The sequence below is a fragment of the Streptomyces sp. NPDC018045 genome, from assembly GCF_044327445.1.
In the GTDB taxonomy this organism is placed as follows: domain Bacteria; phylum Actinomycetota; class Actinomycetes; order Streptomycetales; family Streptomycetaceae; genus Streptomyces.
Window position 1 is genome coordinate 378,657 of record NZ_JBIRFL010000006.1, and the last position, 19,158, is coordinate 397,814.

Annotated in this window: 13 protein-coding genes; 11 read left to right on the forward strand and 2 right to left on the reverse strand. The window is 72.8% G+C overall.

Annotation, left to right across the window (positions count from 1 at the left end; translation table 11 throughout):
* Positions 1 to 208 precede the first annotated feature (208 nt).
* From ACH4EB_RS17585 to ACH4EB_RS17620, 8 genes are all read left to right on the forward strand, one after another.
* Complete coding sequence (locus ACH4EB_RS17585) at positions 209 to 1,312, forward strand: gluconate 2-dehydrogenase subunit 3 family protein (RefSeq protein ID WP_398348407.1); 1,104 nt, start codon at positions 209 to 211, stop codon at positions 1,310 to 1,312.
* Positions 1,313 to 1,324: 12 nt separating this feature from the next.
* Positions 1,325 to 3,133: a GMC oxidoreductase gene (locus ACH4EB_RS17590; protein WP_398348408.1), complete on the forward strand. Its 1,809-nt coding sequence runs from the start codon at positions 1,325 to 1,327 to the stop codon at positions 3,131 to 3,133.
* A 1-nt stretch (position 3,134) separates the two neighbouring features.
* Complete coding sequence (locus tag ACH4EB_RS17595; protein WP_398348409.1) at positions 3,135 to 4,265, forward strand: cupin domain-containing protein; 1,131 nt, start codon at positions 3,135 to 3,137, stop codon at positions 4,263 to 4,265.
* 12 nt (positions 4,266 to 4,277) lie between these two features.
* The gene (locus ACH4EB_RS17600) at positions 4,278 to 5,531 is read left to right on the forward strand and encodes a hypothetical protein (protein ID WP_398348410.1); all 1,254 of its coding nucleotides are present in this window, start codon (positions 4,278 to 4,280) and stop codon (positions 5,529 to 5,531) included.
* 151 nt (positions 5,532 to 5,682) lie between these two features.
* Positions 5,683 to 7,542, forward strand: a complete 1,860-nt coding sequence (gene glgX, locus ACH4EB_RS17605; protein WP_398348411.1) for a glycogen debranching protein GlgX — start codon at positions 5,683 to 5,685, stop codon at positions 7,540 to 7,542.
* A 56-nt stretch (positions 7,543 to 7,598) separates the two neighbouring features.
* Positions 7,599 to 8,111: a DUF2165 domain-containing protein gene (locus tag ACH4EB_RS17610; RefSeq protein ID WP_398348412.1), complete on the forward strand. Its 513-nt coding sequence runs from the start codon at positions 7,599 to 7,601 to the stop codon at positions 8,109 to 8,111.
* Between the two features lie 239 nt (positions 8,112 to 8,350).
* Positions 8,351 to 9,118: an endonuclease/exonuclease/phosphatase family protein gene (locus ACH4EB_RS17615; protein WP_398348413.1), complete on the forward strand. Its 768-nt coding sequence runs from the start codon at positions 8,351 to 8,353 to the stop codon at positions 9,116 to 9,118.
* A 233-nt stretch (positions 9,119 to 9,351) separates the two neighbouring features.
* On the forward strand, positions 9,352 to 10,092 hold the full coding sequence (locus ACH4EB_RS17620; RefSeq protein ID WP_398348414.1) for an SDR family oxidoreductase: 741 nt from the start codon (positions 9,352 to 9,354) through the stop codon (positions 10,090 to 10,092).
* A 90-nt stretch (positions 10,093 to 10,182) separates the two neighbouring features.
* Here the strand turns inward: ACH4EB_RS17620 and ACH4EB_RS17625 are convergent, their stop codons facing one another.
* Together ACH4EB_RS17625 and ACH4EB_RS17630 are read right to left on the reverse strand one after the other, a co-directional pair.
* Entirely contained in the window at positions 10,183 to 11,358 is a 1,176-nt protein-coding gene (locus tag ACH4EB_RS17625) for an FAD-dependent monooxygenase (RefSeq protein ID WP_398348415.1), read from the reverse strand.
* Between the two features lie 133 nt (positions 11,359 to 11,491).
* The gene (locus ACH4EB_RS17630) at positions 11,492 to 14,698 is read right to left on the reverse strand and encodes a bifunctional cytochrome P450/NADPH--P450 reductase (protein WP_398348416.1); all 3,207 of its coding nucleotides are present in this window, start codon (positions 14,696 to 14,698) and stop codon (positions 11,492 to 11,494) included.
* A gap of 105 nt (positions 14,699 to 14,803) precedes the next feature.
* Between ACH4EB_RS17630 and ACH4EB_RS17635 the strand changes: the two genes are divergently transcribed.
* From ACH4EB_RS17635 to ACH4EB_RS17645, 3 genes are all read left to right on the forward strand, one after another.
* A complete protein-coding gene (locus tag ACH4EB_RS17635; RefSeq protein WP_398348417.1) occupies positions 14,804 to 15,487 on the forward strand; it encodes a PAS domain-containing protein in 684 nt (227 codons plus the stop codon).
* 129 nt (positions 15,488 to 15,616) lie between these two features.
* Positions 15,617 to 18,478, forward strand: coding sequence for a peroxidase family protein (locus ACH4EB_RS17640; protein WP_398348418.1), 2,862 nt, complete (start codon positions 15,617 to 15,619; stop codon positions 18,476 to 18,478).
* Between the two features lie 101 nt (positions 18,479 to 18,579).
* Positions 18,580 to 19,041: a universal stress protein gene (locus ACH4EB_RS17645; RefSeq protein WP_398348419.1), complete on the forward strand. Its 462-nt coding sequence runs from the start codon at positions 18,580 to 18,582 to the stop codon at positions 19,039 to 19,041.
* Positions 19,042 to 19,158 lie beyond the last annotated feature (117 nt).

Consider the following 19,158-nt stretch of genomic DNA (forward strand, 5'->3'; position numbering starts at 1 on the left):
GTGCCCGCATTCCGCGCGGGTATGTACGCCGTACGGCCCAGTGGCGGCGTACCGGTGATCGTTCGGCCATCGCATACCGGAGATGTACCGGGACCGCCCGGTCCGGCAGGGCGGGCAGCGCCCGGCCCGGCGTCCCCGGGTGTCCGACGGCTCCGTGCGGGGTGGCTGCCGACGGCGTGGACAACCCCCGTCGCGCGCAATACGTTCAATGGCACCTCAAGACGTCTCGGGGGTGTGCGCGGTGAAGACCGAGGTCATCGAGAAAGACGATCAGTACATTCTCAATCACTGCACCAAATACCTCGCCAGGGAAAGCCGGGACGCGCGTCATGATTTCGGGCAGTACGCGCCGGGTGACGGCCGGGCGGCGATCTGCGAGGCATGGCGTTTCCCGGTCGTCGACGCGCACTGGGACGGGGCGTCGGCGGCCGGTTCATATCCGTACAACGACGTGACCTTCGTCTACGACGGCCGCCGCGCCTCCCCTTCCTCGGTGGCCGTACTGGGCACCTTCGGGCCGCTGCACTCGCCGGTGCCGCTGCGTGCGCTGATGTTCGCGGGCGAGCCGACCGGCTTCTTCGCCACCACCGTGCGCGTCCCGAAGGGGCAGGTCCACACGTACAAGTTCGCGGTGGACGGGGCGTATGTGCTCGACCCGGTCAACCCGCAGCGCACCGTCCTGGACAACGGCGAGCCGTGGTCCCGCTTCTTCACCGACGCCTGCACGGTGCCGCTGTCGCTGAGCCGCGCCGAGCGCGAGCTGCTGGGCCGGCTGGTGTGCCATCTGCTGCCCTTCCGGCTCGACGAGAACCGGCGGCTGATCCGCGGGGTGTACGAGTCGCTGGACCGCGCGCGCCGGGACGAGGAATTCCCGCTGGCCTATGTGCTGGACGACGAGGTGGGCACGGTCAACTACATCGACAAACTGATCGCCCGCCAGGAACAGCACCATGCCGATGATTACCACACCTGCCTCACCATCATCGGGGAAATCGTACGGTCCCGTTTCGGCGGACTCGACCCGGCGGCCGCGCCCACGGATCTGTACGCGGATCTCTACCGGCAGATGGAAACCGAAAAGGTGGACGGCTGGGACTACTCCCGTTACGGAAGTCCGCGGTTCTTCCTGCTGCTCCTGCGGCGGCACGCGATAACCGGTGCGTTCGCGCACCCGAAACACGGCGGGAATTCCGGTGCGGCGGGCTGGATGTATCTGGAGAGCCGGTTCCGGGACGCGCGGGACGCCACACTCTTCGACTGGCGGCGGGCGCTGGAGCCGCCGCTGGGCCACAGCGCCGACTACCGCGGCTGAGGGGAGGACGGCATGGCCGGGGAGAGCGCCGAAGTCGTCGTCATCGGCAGCGGCGCGGGCGGCGCGCCGCTCACCCATACGCTCGTACGGGCCGGTCACCGGGTGGTCGTACTGGAGAAGGGGCCGCTGCTGCGCACCCAGGCGCAGAGCCCCACCGGCCTGTCGGACTTCAAGCGCGACGAGTCCTTCGCCACCGGCTCGGAGAAACGCATCACCGTCCAGGGCGTGGCCAACACCGGTGAGTCGTACTTCTCCAGCCATGTGGAGCCGGACCTGAACGACGAGCCGCACGTCTACCGCGGCAGCGACGGGCGGGACCGGGTCACCATCGAGGGCTACACGGCCCAAGTGGTGGGCGGCGGTACCCAGTTGTACGGCGGGGTGTCCCCCCGCTTCACGCCCGAGGACCTGCGGCTGGCCACCCTCAACGCCGCGCGCGACGACCTGCGCGACGACCCGGGCGGCGACGTGCGCCGGGAGGCCCGCGACTGGCCGCTGGACCACGCCGAGCTGGAGCCGTACTACACCAGGGCCGAGGAACTCGTCGGGATCAACGGGACCTGGGACGGCCAGGCCAAGGTCCCGTCCCGGGACCACTACCAGCCGCCGCTGGAGCCCAGCCCCCTCAGCGCGTACGCGGCCGCCGGCATGGACGCGCTCGGCATGCGCCGCTACCGCACGCCGCTCGCCGTCATCACCCGCGACCACGCGCCCAGCGGCCGTACGGTGCCCGCCGACACCGACACCGTCAAGACCGCTTTCGTCAACCGCTACGGCGACCCGCTGGGCCTGAAGTCCAACACCTGGGTCTCGCTGCTGGCGCCATTGCGCGACACCCGGGGCAGCGGCGGGCTGGACCTGCGGGCCAACTGCACCGTCACGCACCTGGAGGCGGACGGCCCGCGCGTGACGAAGGTGCACTACCGCGACCCCGGCGGCCGGCCGCGCGCCATCACCGCCGGCACCGTCGTCGTGGCCTGCTCGGCGGTCGAGTCCGTACGGCTGCTCCAGCTCTCCGGGCTGCTCGACCCGGCCTTCGACCGGCGCGTCAACGCCAACGGCCTGCTGGGACGGTACTTCCTGACGCACTGCTTCGGCGGCGCGCAGGGCATCGTCCCGGACCGCGCGGACAAGTCCAGGACGCTGGACTCGGACTGGGCCACCGACCACTGCGCCCGGCCCGAGTGGTTTCGCGCCAACGGCCTGTGGGCGGGCGGCGTGATCTACAACAACACCTCCGACGGCGCCCTGCCCCTCTCCCTCGCCCGCACCTGGCACGCGATGGACATGGACGGCATGTGGAAGGGCTACCTCTACGACACCGGCATCGTCGGCAACGGCTTCGAGGACTACCTGGAGGACAACTTCGGGCGGCGCCTGTCCGTGGCGTTCATGGCCAACCAGGTGCCGCAGCGGGAGAACCGCATCGAGTTGCACCCGAGCGTCAAGGACAAGTGGGGCCGCCCGGTCGCGTACATCATCAAGACCTGGCATCCGCACGACCGGGCGCTGATGGACACCCTCGCCGAGCAGTGCCGGCAGATCCTCGTGCGCGGCGGGGACGTACGCGACGTCAGCTCCGGGTCGGTGGGCGGTTCGGTGGTACGCATCGCCAACCACGTGCTGGGGGGCGCCCGGTTCGGCGCCGACGCGGCGGACTCGGTGCTCGACCCCGACTGCCGGGCCTGGAACTTCGACAACCTCTACGTCACCGACGGGGCGTTCATGCCGACCTCCGGGAGCGCCAACCCGACGCTGACCATCGAGGCCAACTCCTTCCGCGTCGGTGACGTGCTGCTGGACAGGGTCGGGAGGCCGTGACATGGACAGCCGCTTCGACGAGGTCCACACCCACCCCGAGAACGAGATCTTCCGCGTCGTCTTCCACCCGGACCGGGTCTACCACGCCCGCTACCTCAACGCCACCCGCTCCTCCCGCTACCGCTACTACGTCGCCGAGGTGCGCGGCTCGGCGGACGGCACCGCCATCAAGGGCGACGTCTTCCTCGGGGGCACCAAGCTGTGCCCGATGCTGCGCATCGAGTACTCCGGCAGCCGCCTCGTGGAACAGGCCAGGGAGTTCAACCGGCGGCTCGGCCCCCGGACGAAGGCGTGGCTGAAGGTCACCGGCGAGGAACCGGCGGACTCCGCCGAGGCGCTCGTCACCCTGTACTGGGACCCGGTGATCGGCGCGTACGCGGCGGAGATCTGGGAGACGCTGGAGCCGCCGGACGGCACCGCGCACGACCACCGGGTGCTGCCGCTGATGGGCCGCGACGCGCCGATCACCCGGGTGCCGCAGCTCTCCCCGCTGCTCGGTTCGGTCTCCGAGGTCGCGATGGCCTTCCGCGAGGACGGCGTGCTGTACCCGACGGGCCAGCGGCTGGGCAATCCGCAGTGGGACAACGCGTATCTCCGCTCCCACCAGGAGCCGCGTACGCAGGAGCCCAGCGACCCGCGCAACACCGTCGCGGACAGCAACTACCTGCTGGACTTCCGGCGCGGCTTCTTCATCCCGGACGCGTCACAGATCCAGCCGGTCGCCTACCGCAACGCCATGACCGACGAGGGCGACCCCGACCGGCGGGACGACAACATCGTGCGGATCCGCTGGCTGTTCCAGCGGGAACTCGGCGGTGACCTGGTGTACTTCCACGAGGTGACGGTGCCGCCGGGCGCGGTGGAGGGCGCCCACCGGCACATCGGCTCGGAGGAGCTGTACTACGTCGTCTCCGGCACCGGAACCGCGTACCTGAGCGACGGCGACGATCCGACGACCGGCGCCTATCCGCTGGTCGAGCGGCCCGTCTTCGGCATCGGCACCGTCAAGTGCCGTGAGCTGCCGGTCCGGCCGGGCAGCGTGCTCTACACCAAGAGCGGGGGCGTACACGGCATCCGCAACCCCGGTACCGAGCCGCTGACGTTCGTCGCATTCCTCTACCACACCACCTGAGGCGGTCCCGCGATGCCCAAGATCGTGCACACCGACTCGGTCTTCCGCGTCGACCCGGTCAAACCGCCGGACTACGCGGAGGCCAACCCGCTGCTGAAGCTGCTGGGCCTGGTCGAGCGCACCCGGTTCGCCGCCGAACGCGAACTGTACGAACCGGCCTCGCTCCAGCACCTGTTCCCGCTGCGCACGCTCCAGCTCTACGGGCCCGCCTCGCCCGACCAGGACCAGCTCGACCCGGTGCGGCAGGACGACAAGAGCGACTTCCAGAAGCAGAACGTCCGCGACTTCACGCTCGCCGACACCCGGGCGGTGCGCGGCTGGGCCGAGGTCGGCGACTGGCGCGGTCCGTTCCTCCAGCTCTCCTACCGGGGCGGTCCGGACTCCGCGCTGTGGCGCGAGGCGGGCCGGCTCGGTGACACCATCGGCTGTGTGCTGTCCGTCCAGGGCAGCCGGCCGGAGCCGGTCCGGGTGCCGTACGACGAGGAAACCGACTTCTACACCGTCGAGCTGTGGGGCCGGGTCGGTGAGGGACTGCGCGACCTGCTGGGCCCGCGCGGCACCGCCGCCCTCGACTCCGGGCTGCTGCAACCGCGCCCGGACCTCGTCACCGGCCTCGGCCAGGACTTCCACCGCGACCAGATGACCAACCAGGACCTGCGGCTGGTAGCCCCGCGGCACGCCATGCACCCCGTCCTGCCCTGCCACCTCGACATCCGCTGGACCGCGAGCCCGGACGGCGCCGGCGCGGCCGACCCGCCGTCCGGGTCGGCGCGGCTGGGCTTCGAGATGAAGGTCCGCGGCTGGAACCACTACCTCGGCGTCGGCACCAGCCCCCACCCGCACGGCGGCGTCGGCTTCCTCGAATACCGCACCCTCTTCAGCGAGTACGGCCGCTGGGCGGGCAGCAACGACCTGCGGCGCGCCCTGGAGCCGTACAACTTCGACGCGTACGGGAACAAGGGCCACGCGAGCGGTGACGTGGAGCCGTTCCTCGCCGTCACCTACATGGACCTGCACGTCCTCGACCCGGCCTGCGGCATCGGCCTGCACCGGCACCGCGACAACCAGGAAGTCTTCCTGATGCTGGAGGGCGACGGGCTGATGGTGGTCGGCGACTGGGCCGACTCCGGCAGCCGGGTGCGCTCCTTCGAGGTCCGCCGGCTGCCCGCCGGCCACCTCACCCTGCTCAAGGGCGGCAATCTGCACGGGCTGGTGAACCCCGCGGACCAGCGGGCGTCCCTCTTCATGTTCGGCGGTTACGACTGATGGCCACTTCCCCGGCACCCGGTGACCCGTACCGCCCCGGCGCCCACTGGGACGGCGCGGGAACCTTCTTCGCCGTGTACTCCTCGGCGGGCGCGTACGGCGGCTCCGTGGAACTGTGCCTGCTCGACGAGGGCGGCGAGCGGCGGGTCCGATGGCCGTGGACTGCGACATCTGGCACACCTACGTACCGGGCGTACGGCCGGGCCAGGGCTACGGCTACCGCGCGCACGGCCCGTACGCGCCCGGACGCGGCCTGCGCTTCGACCCGTCCCGGCTGCTGCTGGACCCGTACGCGAAGGTCCTGGAGCCGACGGGCGCGCGCACGCTGCTGCCGCTGGTCGCCGACACGGCGTTCGACTGGGGCGCCGACCGGGCGCCGCGCCACCCGTGGTCGCAAACGATCCTGTACGAGACACACGTCAAGGGCCTGACCGCACGGCACCCGGACGTGCCGCCGCCGCTCCGGGGCACCTACGCCGGTCTGGCGCACCCCGCCGTCACCGGACATCTCAGCCGCCTCGGCGTGACCGCGGTCGAACTGATGCCGGTGCACCACTTCCTGCCCGAACCGTTTCTCCTGGACCGCGGCCTGACCAACTACTGGGGCTACTCCACCATCGGCTTCTTCGCACCGCACGCCGCGTACAGTTCGACGGGCCACGAAGGCGGTCAGCTCACCGAGTTCAAGGCGATGGTGAAGGCCCTGCACGCGGCCGGCCTGGAAGTCGTCCTCGACGTCGTCTACAACCACACCGCCGAAGGCCCGCCGGACGACCCGGCCCTGTGCTTCCGCGGGCTGGCCAACGAGATCTACTACCGCCTGGACCCGGCCGACCCGGCCCGCTACGTCGACACCACCGGCACCCGCAACACCCTCAACGCGGGCCGGCCCGAGGTGCTGCGCCTGATCATGGACTCGCTGCGCTACTGGGTCACCGAGATGCGCGTGGACGGCTTCCGCTTCGACCTGGCCGCGACCCTGGCCCGCCAGTACGGCTACGTCGACCGCCTCGCCGCCTTCTTCGACCTGCTCTACCAGGACCCGGTCGTCGGCCGCGTCAAACTCATCGCCGAGCCGTGGGACGTCGGCGCGCCCGACAGCTATCAGGTGGGCCGCTTCCCGCCCGGCTGGAACGAGTGGAACGACCGTTGCCGCGACACCGTGCGCGACTTCTGGCGGGGCCGCCCGGCCGTCGGCGACCTGGCGAGCCGGATCGCCGGCTCCGCCGACCTGTACGCCCCCGAACGGCGCGGCCCGGACGCCTCCATCAACTTCGTCACCTGCCACGACGGCATGACGCTGACGGACCTGGTGACGTACGAGCGCAAGCACAACGAGGCCAACGGCGAGAACAACCGGGACGGCACGGACGACAACCGTTCGGCCAACCACGGCATGGAGGGCCCGACCGACGACCCGGCCATCACCACCGTCCGCGAACGCCAGCGCCGCAACATGCTCGCCACCCTGCTTCTCTCCCAGGGCTGCACGATGCTGTACGGCGGCGATGAACTCGGCCGTACCCAAGGCGGCAACAACAACGCCTACTGCCAGGACAACGCGACGAGCTGGTACGACTGGTCGGCCCCCACCCCGCTCACCGACTTCGTACGCCGCGCGGTGGCTCTCCAGCGCGAGCACCCGGTGCTCCGGCGCACCGGCTTCCTGACCGGCGCGGGCGAGCCCCCCGACATCGCCTGGTACGACCGCGACGGCCGCCCGATGACCGCGGCGCGCTGGGAGGACCCGGCCACCCGCTTCCTGGCCTTCCTCCTCGCCGGGGACCGCGCGGCGGCACCGGACACCGACCTCCTGGCGCTGCTCAACTCCGGCGCGGACGCGGTGCACTTCCCGGTGCCGGGGCGGCCGGGCGCGGTCTACGCGGTGGTGTTGGACACCACGGCACCGGACGGCGCTCCGGCGCACTCGGCCACGCTGAGGACGGGTGACGTGTGCACCGTGCCCGCGCGCACCGTCCTGGTCGCGACGGCGGAACCGCCCGGCAGTTGACGACGCCCGTAGAGTTCCCCGGGACAGCACTCCACCGCAGGCCAGGGAGGCCGGGGATGCCCACCACCAGACCGATCCCGTCCCTGCCGCTCGCGGCGGCCGTCCTCACCGGCACGGTCGCGCTCCTCATGGCGCTCGTCGCGTTCGGCAACATCACCGACTTCGGCACCAACCAGGCGTTCGTTCAGCACGTCCTGGCCATGGACACCACCTTCAAGGACCCGGACCTGATGTGGCGGGCCGTCGAGTCGCCCACGCTCCAGAACATCGCGTACGTCCTGATCATCGTCTGGGAGACGCTCGCGGCACTGGTACTGGTCGCGGCGACCGCGCTGTGGGCGCGCGAGCTGCGCCGGGGCGCCGGGTACGCCGGCGGCCGACGCCTGAGCACCATCGGGCTGCTGATGGTGCTGTCGCTCTTCGGCGCCGGATTCATGGCGATCGGCGGCGAGTGGTTCGCCATGTGGCAGTCGAAGAGCTGGAACGGCCTGGAGGCCGCCACGCGCAACTTCGTGCCGGCAGGGGTGGCGCTGGTGGTGGTGCAACTGCGGGGCCCGGACGAGCGGTAGGGACGCGGACCGCCCCTCCGCGTGCCAGGGGGAGCGTGATGCTGTAGGGACGCCATTTCCGTACACCCTTTCGAATGATTCCGTCGCCCGCGCGGCATACGGAGCCCTGCCGCAGGCGATCCATTGCGTGGGCGACCGGGACCTTCGCGGCCACCGGGCGCCGGTACGGATACGCATACGGGTGGGGCACGGGCGCGCGTCGGCCGCCGGTGCCCCTGGGACGGGAAAGGGAAACGGCGATGAACCGTGCTGTCGGACAGCGGAACCCGAGCAGAAGAGCGGTGGTGACCGGGACCGCCGCGATGCTGGCAGCGGCGGCGCTGGTGGCGCTGCCGGAACCGGCCCGGGCGGCGACGGAGGACCGCACCCTGGCGACGTGGAACGTGCAGGGTTCCGCCGCCCGGTGGGCGGCCGTGGGCACCCTGGCCGAGAACCGCAATGTGGTCGCGCTCCAGGAAGTCTCCGCCCGGCCGCCCGCCAACGTGGGCCGCGAACAGAAGCTCGGCCCCAACCTCTCCGGGTACAAGTGGAACGTGGGCAGCAAGTCGCGCCCCAGGTACCGCCACCTCTTCATCCTCAAGCACACCTCCAAGAACCTGGGCCTGGTCACCGACTGGGCCCCGGCCCCCGGCAGCGTCGTGGAGATCCCCGGCAAGTACCGGCCGCTGCTGTGTGTGAAGGACACCGGCAACGCCGCCCTGCTGTGCTCCCTGCACGCCAGCGCCAAGGGCGGCGGGGACGCCGCGACTCTCGTGAAGTACGCCGCCGCGTACGCCTCGCAGAACCAGGCCAGGTCCTGGGCGGTCCTCGGCGACTACAACCGCGCCCCCGACAAGCTGAAGCAGGACTCCGCCCTCCCCTCCACCGCTCGCGTCTACGCCCCGAACAGGGCCACCCAGCAGAGCGGCGGCATCCTGGACTACCTGGTCTCCGACGTCGTCACCACCAAGTGGAAGGCCAAGGTGCTGGTGAACAAGGGCAGTGACCACTGGGCGGTGCAGTGGTGAGCGGCCCCGGGCCCAAGTGACGTCGGGCCGCGCGCCCCTCCCGGGTGACCGGGGCCCGGTGACCGGCGACGCCCGGGGCCCGGTGACCGGCGACGCCCGGGGCCCGGTGACCGGCGACGCCCGGGGCGCGGCGTCCGAAGAAAGGCGGACGACGCGGGAATGATCCCGTCCGGCGGCCGGTTGGCGCAACTGATCACGCTTCGTGATCAGTTCGCGAAAGGACCAGCACCAGCATGCCTCACGACTTCACCGACCGCACCGTCGTCGTCCTCGGCGGCGGCTCCGGCATCGGCCTGGAGGTGGCCCGCCGTGTCGTGGCCGCCGGAGCCCGCGTCGTCCTCGGCGGCCGCGGCGAGGAGAAACTCGCCGCGGCCGCCGGGGAGCTGGGGGACGCGGCACACTGGCGGCGGGTGGACACCACCGACCAGGCGTCCCTGATCGCCTTCTTCGCCGGCCTCACCGACTTCGACGGCGTGGACCGGGTACACCACCTCTTCACCCCGGCCGCCTCCTACCGCACCGGCCCCATGCTGGAGTTGAGCGACGAGGACGCGGAGAGCGCGTTCGAGTCCAAGTTCTGGGGCCAGTACTACGCGGTCAAACACGCCGCGCCGCTGCTGGCCCCCGACGCCTCCGTGGTTCTGATGTCCGGCGCCGCGAGCGTCCGCCCCGTCGGCGCCGCCCCTTCCTACGTCGCCTGCAACGCCGCGATCGAGGGCCTCGGCCGCGGCCTCGCCGTCGAACTGGCCCCCGTACGCGTCAACGTGGTCTCGCCCGGCATGGTCGACGGCAACCTCTGGTCGCAGCGCCCGGCCGAGGTCCGCGAACCGGCCGCCGCCACGTGGCGCGAGGCGAACCTGCTCCAGCGCGCCGGCACGGAGGGCGAGATCGCCGAGGCGGTGCTCTTCCTCTTCTCGAACGGCTACACCACGGGCTCGACTCTCTATCCGGACGGCGGGTACGCACTGCGGTGAAGGCGCACACCGCCGTCCCCGCTACGGGAAAAGGCCTCCTGGCCCGCACCCGTGACCACGGACCGGCTCGCACGTGCCGGACACGCCCGCTCACCACTCGACACGGTAACCCGTCAGCCACGTGTCGGCGCCGTCGCCGCCGCGGGCGACGCTGCGCGGCAGCATCACGTCGCGTACCACCCGCCGCAGTGCCCCGGGCGCCGACCGGCGGGCCATCCGCGCGCTGTGGGCGACCACCCGTTCCACGCGGGCGCGGCGCAGTTCCTCGTACGCGGCAAAGGCCCGCCGCGGTTCGTGCCGGTCGCGCAGGCATGTGGCGAGCACGACGCCGTCCTCGACGGCCATCGAGGCGCCCTGGGCGGCGTTGGGCGCGGCGGCGTGCGCCGCGTCGCCGATGATCACCATGGTGTCGGAGTACCACCGCGGGGTGGTGGCGAGGTCGTAGGCGTGGGAGCCGACGATGTGGTCGCCGGTGGCGCGGACGATGTCCGCGGCCGGGGTGCGGTCACCGTCGAGGAGCGCGGTGACGCGCTGCCGCCACTGGCCGGCCGTGACGGCGGCCAGGTCCCGCCGGGACCGCTCGGGGCCCGGCACGTTGGCGAACCACCACACCTCGCCGTCCGGTGCCGCCGTGCAGCCGAAGAACGCCCGCCGGCCGTAGATCATGGTGTAGGTGGCGGGCGCGCACGGCGGCCGCACGTCCCGGGTGTAGCCGCAGACGGTGTACTGGCCGGTGTAGCGGGGGCGGGGCGCCGCCGGGTCGATCATCTTGCGGACCACCGAGTGGATGCCGTCCGCCCCGATCAGCAGGTCGCCCTCGGCCCGGCTGCCGTCCGCAAAGACGGCCACCACCCGGCGGTCGCCGACGGTCTCGGCGGCGACCAGCCGCTTGCCGTGCCGGACGTGGATCCCGCGGCGGCGCGCCTCGTCGTGCAGCACGCGGTAGAGGGTGGCGCGGGTGAGGGTGCGGGGGCCCGTGTCCGTCCCGCCGGCGGCGCCCGCGAGCGCGCTGCCGCCGAGCCGCTTGCCCGTGCCGCTGAGGAACTCCAGCCGCTCGGCGGGGAAGGAGTGGGCCACGACCGGGCCGTGGGCGCCGATGACGCGCAGCGCCTCCAGGCCGTTGGCGAAGACGACGAGGAAGGCGCCGACGTCGTCGGCGCCTTCCTCGTACGCCTCGAAGACCTCCGCCTCGATGTCCGCTTCGCGCAGGGCCATCGCGGTCACCGCTCCCGCGATGCCACCACCGATGATCAGGGCCTTGGTCATGGCGCTCCCCAGGTGAATCGCCGGCCGCGGCGCGGAGACCCGCCCCGCCTCCGTCCACCTTGCCGCCGGCCGGCGGCGGGAGCCAGACCCCGGACGCGGGGCCGGCTCCCGCCGGGTGCCGTGGCGCCGGGCGTCACCCCGCCACGTACACGTCCTCCACGTAGCGCCCGGCCGCCGTCAGGTCGCGCAGCCAGTGCTCGGCCTGGTCGTCCGTGGCGCCGGTACGGGCCGCGTACAGGTCGCGGAAGGCGGCCCGTACGCCTGGTGCCATCCGGTTGCCGTCGCCGCAGACGTATACCCGGGCCCCGGCGTCCAGGAGGGCGCCCACCTCCTCCGCCTCGGCGGCGATACGGTGCTGGACGTAGCGGCAGTCGTTCACCGGCCGGGTGCTGAACGCCGGGCGCAGGGATACCGCGCCGGAGGCCTCGGCGGCCCGTAGTTCGTCGGCGTGCAGGTAGTCGGCGTCGGGGTCGTCACAGCCGAAGTAGAGGAGGGCGGGGGCGAGCCGGCCGTCCGAGGCGGCGGCCACCCGGTCGGCGACGGCGCCGCGGAAGGGGGCCAGGCCGGTGCCGGCCGCGACCAGGATCACCGGCGCCGGGTCGGCCGGGTCGAGGCGGAACGCCTCGCGGCAGGGCTGGACGCGGGCCAGGACGGTGTCACCGGCCCGGAGCGTGTGCAGGTGCCCGGAGCCGGTGCCGCCGGGGAGCAGCGACACCATCAGGTCGGCGTGGCGCGGGTCGGCGGCGGGCGAGGACGACACGGAGTAGTGGCGGATGCGCAGGGCCGGCAGCAGGTCCAGGAGCACCGGCCAGGGCAGTGCGCCGCGCAGCGCCGGGTGCTCCTCGATGAGGTCCAGGGTGGTGCGCGGGTCGCCGTCGGTGAGCGCCTGGAGGGCGGCGCGCTCGGGCGGGCAGGGGTTGTGGGCGGCGAGCGTGGCGCGCTGGTCCGGGGTGGGCCGGGCGCCGAGTTCCAGGTGATGGGTGAGGAGGTTCCGTACGGTCAGGGGGCGGTCGACGGGGAGGGTGTCCCGGCCCGCGCGGCCCGCGCCCGCGCGGATGTCGAGGACGGTGTCGGGGTCGACGCCCAGGACCCGTGCCGCGCGGTCGACCGCCGCGGGGCCGTTGGCGGGGAGTACGGCGAGGTGGTCGGCGGTGCGGTAGGTGACGCCCTCGGGCAGGGCGAGGCGCAGGAAGCGCTTGACGCGGGGGTGGCCGGGGGCGGTGAGGTCGCGGGCCTCGGTGACGGTCATCGGCCGGAGGCCGTGGCGGTCGGCGAGCGCGTCCAGGGGGCCGCCGGTGACCTCGCGGACGGTGTACGCGTCCGACGCGGCCGTGTCGTCGCCCGCCGCATCGGCACCGATGCTCGCCGGGTCGCCGTGGCGCACCAGCAGTTCGGTGCGCAGCGCGGCCGTGAACGCCTTGACGGCGCCGTTCAGGTCACCCGAGGCGTCGGCCTCGCCGCGCGGGAGCAGCCGCTCGGCGCCCAGGGCGGCGAGACGCTCGTCGAGCAGGGTCGGTACGCGCTGGTAGGTGGCGGCCCAGTTGCGGTCGCCGACGCCGAGGACGGCGTACGGCACGCCTTCGGCCCGGGCTTCCTCGCTGTCGAGCCAGGCGAAGAAGCGCGCCGCGTCGTCCGTCGGCCGGCCGTTGTAGGAGGCGGTGACGAACACGACCGGGCGGTCCGTGGGGAGGGCGCCGGCCGCGGCGTCCAGCGGGGCCACCTCGGTGGTGAAGCCGAGGCCGGTGGCCTCGTCGGCGATGCGCTCGGCGAAGTCGCGGCAGGTGCCGTAGTTGGTGCCGTGCAGGAGCAGCAGGCCGGTGCCCTGCCGGGCCCGCGTGGGCAGGCCGTCGTCGGCACCGGGCCCGGTGCCGTCCGGTTCCGCCGCGCCGCCGGGCAGTACGGCGAGCGCGGCGCGCAGGGCCGCCCGGTCGGCGGGCGTGCGCCTGCCGAGGGTGAGTGTGAACCCGTCCGGCTTGAGGGTCAGGGTCTCCTTGATGCGCAGCCGGTAGTCCGCGTGGTCGACGAGGCGGTAGCGGTGCACCAGCATGGCGAGCAGCATCGTCGCCTCGTGCAGCGCGAACTGCCGCCCGATGCAGGCGCGTTCGCCCGTACCGAAGGGCTTGTACGCATGCGGGGAGCGGGCCGCCTCGGCCTCCGGCGCGAACCGTGTGGGGTCGAACAGTTCCGGGTTGTCGCCCCAGACCGGGTCGCGGTGCAGCATCGGGGTCAGGACGGTGACCAACTGGCCCGCCCGCACCGGGTAGCGGCCGCCGAGGAGGGTGTCGGTGCGGGCCTGGCGGCTGAAGGCGGCGGCGGTGGGCCACAGCCGCAGCGCCTCGTTGAGGATCTGCCGGGTGAAGGGCAGCCGCCCGATGTCCTCGAAGGACGGGTCGGGGTCGGTCGCGTCGCCCCACAGCTCGTCCGCCTCGCGCTGGGCCAGGCGCAGCGCGGCCGGGTCCTTGAGCAGGTGGTGGAGGGCGAAGGAGAGGGCGCCGGAGGTCGTCTCGTGGCCGGCGATGAGGAAGGTGATGACCTGGTTGCGGATGTTGGCCAGGTCGAGCGTGGTGCCGTCGGCGGGGTGGGGAGCGCCGAGCATCAGTGCGAGCAGGTCGTCGCCGGCCCCGTCCGCGCCGCCGCCCTCGCCCGTACGGGTGGCGATGACCTCGTCCACGACCGACGCGAGGTAGTCGGCGTCGGCCCGGAAGGCCGCGTCCTGCTCGGCGTGGTCGCCGTCCGGCTCGCGGCCCAGGCGGGTCATGCTCCACTCCAGGCAGCGGACCATCGCCTCGACGAAGGGGTGCGGCGTGTCGCGGGAGAACGACTCGAAGTCGAAGCCGAAGCCCGCCAGGCCGATGGTGTCCAGCGTCATCCGGGTCATGTCGTCGGGGACGTCCACGGGCGTCCCGTCGGCCGCCCGCCGGTCCCAGCTCCCGATGACCCGGCGGGCCACCTTCAGCATCGCCGGGTGGTAGGTCCGCATCGAGCCGAGCGCGAACGCCGGCATCAGGATGTCGTGCGCCTTGGCCCAGTTCGGTTCGTCGTTGTACGCGGTGAACAGGCCGTCCCCGGCGAACTCGCGGACGTTCTCCAGGGCGACCGAGACGCCCTTGGCGAAGCGCTCCTCGTCGGCCAGCTCGGTGACCAGCTCCAGAGAGGAGACGAACATCGCCTCGTGGCCGTGCAGCCGCCGCCGGTACACCGGGCCGTGCTCGCGGGCCAGGTCCATGGCCTGCTGGAGGGGGGTGGAGCTGAGGCCGGTGGCCGACAGGTCGACGACCGGCACCTCCTCGGTCGGGCGCACCGCGCCGTCGGCTGTATCGAACGGGATCGTCTCGGTCATGACTCAAGCGTGACCCGCCCGGTGTACCGTGCGACGCCGGGTAACTGCATGATTGTGCAGTGGTTTTTCGCTGTCCGCTCTTGCGGCCGGACCGGAGAAGGAGCAATGGACGAGGCGACGGCGGACGGCCCGGCGGGCCCGTACGAGGCGGGCCCGTGGCGGAACTACTTCCTGATCCTGCTGGACCGCATCCCGGTGCCGATCGCGGTGTGCAAGGCGCACGGCGAGGTACTGATCGCCAACCCGGCGATGGCCGCCGAGTGGGGCGCGGCGCCCGGACAACTGCGCGGCCGCAATCTGCTGGACCTCTTCCGGCCCCGCTCCCAGGCGCAGATAGACCGCCTGGTCGACGCGCTGCGCCTGGGCCGCCGGTCCCGGTACCCGGTCGGCGTGCGCTGGCGGGCCGGCGCGGACGGCATGGAGCGGGAGGGCGAGTTGACGGTCGATCCGGTCGGCGACCCGTCGGTGCGGCCGCCCGCCCTGCTGGCGCTGCTCCGCGTCCACGCGGACACGCCGCCCGCCCCGGCCCCGGCCCGTGGCGCGGCCGGCCCCGTCGAGACCCGCATCCTCGCGCTGGCCGCCTCGGGCGCCACCACTGCCGCCATCGGCAGCCACCTGGGCCTCACCGTCGACGGCGTCAACTACCACCTCACCCGCCTCTCCCGCCGCTGGCGCGTCCAGGGCCGCACCGCCCTGGTCGCCAAGGCGTACGTCCTGGGCGTCCTGGCTCCGGGCGTCTGGCCGCCGGCGCCCGCGCAGGCGCCGGAGCCGGAGCCTCCGGAGGGCTGAGACCGCCCGGCCGCACCCGGCCGCATCAGGCCGCAAAGATCCACGAATCCGCCCGGAACGAACCCTGTCGGGCCGCCGGGGAGGCGAGTAGCGTCGGGCGCCCTTCTTCCGTACGGAGGGTGTCCTGCCATGGCCGACACCGTGAGTCACACGCAGTACGAGAGGTACGAGGGCGGCAGCCCGGAGGCGGAACGGGTGGTCTTCGAGGAGCTGGCGCGGCAACTGATGCGGGTGCAGCTCGCGAACCGCAGGAGCGGCAGGGCGCCCGGTGTCGAGCGGGCCTTCCACGCCAAGGCGGTGCTGGGGGTGGAGAACGCCCGGCTGCGGTTCGACGCGGAGCTGCCCGCCGCGCTGGCGTCCGGGTTCGTGCAGCCGGGCGCGCAGTACCCCGCGGTGGTGCGGCTGTCGAACGCGAGCGGTACGGCGCAGCCGGACATCACGCCCGATCTGCGGGGCATCGCGGTCCGGGTGGAGGTTTCGGCGGCGGAGACCCACGATCTCCTCGCGACCAACTTCCCGGTCTCGCACGCGCGGGACGCGCGGGAGTTCGTGGCCTTCGCCAAGGCGATGGCGGGCGCCGGGAGCACCTTGCAGAAGGCGTTCGGGCTGCTGGTGAAGCTGCCGCTGGCGGTGGGCTGGGGTACGGCGGCACGGATGCGCCGCAACGTGCGGGCCGCCACCCGGCACGTGGTCGGTTCGCTGGCACGGGAGACGTACTGGAGCCGGGGCGCGGTCATGTGGGGCGACGCGGGCCCGGTCCGCTACCAACTGCGGCCCGCGCCGGGCGGCGCCCCCGCGCCGCGGCCCGACCGGCACGACCCCGACCTGCTGCGGCACGAACTGGCGGGGCGGCTGGCGCTGGCCGACGTCGAGTTCGAGCTGTGCGTGCAGCGGTATGTGAGCGAGGAGCGCACGCCCGTCGAGGACGGGGCCGCGCAGTGGCGGGAGGCGGACGCGCCGGTCGTCCCGGTCGGGCGGCTGACGATCCCGCGGCAGGACGTGACCACCGCCGAGGCCCGCTCCGCGGCCCGCCGGGTGGAGGCACTGGCCTTCAACCCGTGGCACACGACGGACGAGTTCCGCCCGCTGGGCAATCTGAACCGGGCGCGCAAGGCCGCGTACCGGGCGAGCGCCGGACACCGGCTCGGCACCCGGTTCCGTACGGAGGAGCCGCTGCGCAACACCGTGATCGGCGGGCCTGTGCGGGCCGCCTTCCGGGCCGTGAACCGGTACGTGCCCTGGCACCGGCTGCCGCTGAACCTGAGTCTGCTCAACCTGGTGGCGCTGCGGCAGGCGCTGCGCCGCCACAACCTCATCGACACCGAGGTCCCGGAGGCACCACCGCGGGCCGTGCCGGTGCCGGAGACGGTGGACGAGGGCGCGCGGACGGCCCGTACGTACGACGGTTCGTCCACCGATCTGTCGGAGCCCCGGATGGGCGCGATCGGTTCCGCCTTCGGCCGCAACCTGCGGCCGGTGTACCGGCCGGACCTGGACCACGTCCCGAACCCGGTCACGACAGCGCGCCGGCTGCTGCACCGTACGGCGTTCCAGCCGGCGTCCTCGCTGAACGTCCTCGCCGCGGCGTGGATCCAGTTCCAGGTGCACGACTGGGTCAACCACCGGCGGTATCCGACCGGTGAGCGGTCGGTGGAGATCCCGATGCCGCCCGGCAGCGCCTGGACCAACACGCCCGGCGGGCCGCCCGAGGACGTGATGCGGTTCGCCGAGAACATCGGCGTGCAGCGACCGGGTGAGCCGCCGCTGCTGTTCACCAACACCACCTCGCCGTGGTGGGACGGCTCGGAGGTGTACGGCGGCGACGAGGCCACCGCGCGTTCCCTGCGCGAGCCGGACGGTGCCAAGCTGCGGCTGGAGGACGGGCATCTGCCGGTCGGCACCGGCGGCATCCCGCTGACCGGCTTCAGCGAGAACTGGTGGCTGGGCCTGAGCGTGATGCACACGCTCTTCGCCCGGGAGCACAACGCGCTGTGCGACGCGCTGCACGCCGAATATCCCGGCATGAGCCAGGACCGGGTCCACCACACCGCCCGGCTGATCGTCTCCGCACTCATCGCGAAGATCCACACCGTGGAGTGGACGCCGGCGATCCTGGCCACCGAGGCCATCGACATCGGCCTGAAGACGAACTGGCAGGGCCCGCCGGCCAAGTGGCTGAGCAAGCTGGGGCTGTGGCTGGTCGAGGCGCACGCCCTGCGCGGCATCCCCGAGACGCTGCCGGACCACCACAAGGTGCCGTACTCCCTGACCGAGGACTTCGTCACCGTCTACCGGATGCACCCGCTGATCCCGGACGACTACGAACTGCGCGAGCACCGCTTCGGGCAGCGCCTGGAGACCGTTACGTTCGACGACATCCAGGGCACGGCGGCCGAGGCGGTGGCCCGCAAGACCGGGCTGACCGACACGCTGTACTCCCTCGGCATCGCCCACCCGGGCGCGATCACGCTGCACAACTACCCGCAGGCGCTGACCCGCTTCGAGCGGGACGGCGAGATCATCGACCTGTCGGTGGTCGATCTCGTACGGACCCGAAGGCGCGGGGTGCCCCGCTACAACGACTTCCGCGCCGGGCTGCGCAAGCCGCGGGTGCGCCGCTTCGAGGACATCAGCTCCGATCCGGAGACCGTCGCGCAGCTCAAGGAGGTCTACCGGAACGTCGACGAGGTCGACACGATGGTGGGGCTGTTCGCCGAGAACCCGCCGAAGGGCTTCGGCTTCAGCGACACCGCCTTCCGGATCTTCATCCTGATGGCGACCCGCCGCATCCAGTCGGACCGGTTCCTGACCGTCGATTTCCGGCCGGAGCTGTACACGCCGCTCGGCATGGACTGGATCGCCCGCGGCGGTATGAACTCGGTCATCCTGCGGCACTGCCCGGAGCTGGCCGCGATGCTGCCGCGCGGGGCGAGCGCCTTCGCACCGTGGCGGCCGGTGCTCCCGGGGCGCGACGGCGGCGCGGGTTCGTGAGGGACGCGGCCGCGCCGCGTCCTCGGTGGGGCGCGGGGCCCGGCGCAGGCCCCGCGCAGCCCTGCCGGAAGCGCCGGGAGGGCGCCCGATAACCTCCTCACGTGGAGGAGAACACGCCCGCGCCCTTCGAGCGCGGTACGGACGGCCCGAAGGTCATCGTCGTCGGCGTCGACGGGTCGGACTCGTCGTGGCGCGCCGCCGCCTACGCGGCGGGGCTGGCCCGCCGGCAGGGGTCCAAGCTGGCCCTGGTGTACGTCCAGCCGGTGCTGCCGGCCGGGGCGGCCATGGGGGCGCCGGTCGTGGACGCGACGGACGAGGTCGCCGACGAGCTGATGGCGGAGATCCGTGCGGCGACGGAGCGGGTGCAGGGCACGTACGACCTGCGCTGGGAGTTCCACACGCTGCGCGGCGACCCGTACACGGGCATGGTGCGGATGGCCGACGAGCTGACGGCCGACGCCGTGGTGGTGGGGGCGTCGGAGTCCGCCGGGCACCGGATCATGGGTTCGGTGGCGGTACGGCTGGTCAAGGCCGGGCGCTGGCCGGTGACGGTCGTGCCGTAGGCGGGCGGTGGCGCGCTTGACGGTTGCGCCGTAGCCGGGAGGTGGCCTGCCTGATGGTCGTGCCGTGACCGGGTGGTGGCTCAGGGGTACACGCGCACCGGAGAGCGGCGCTTTCCG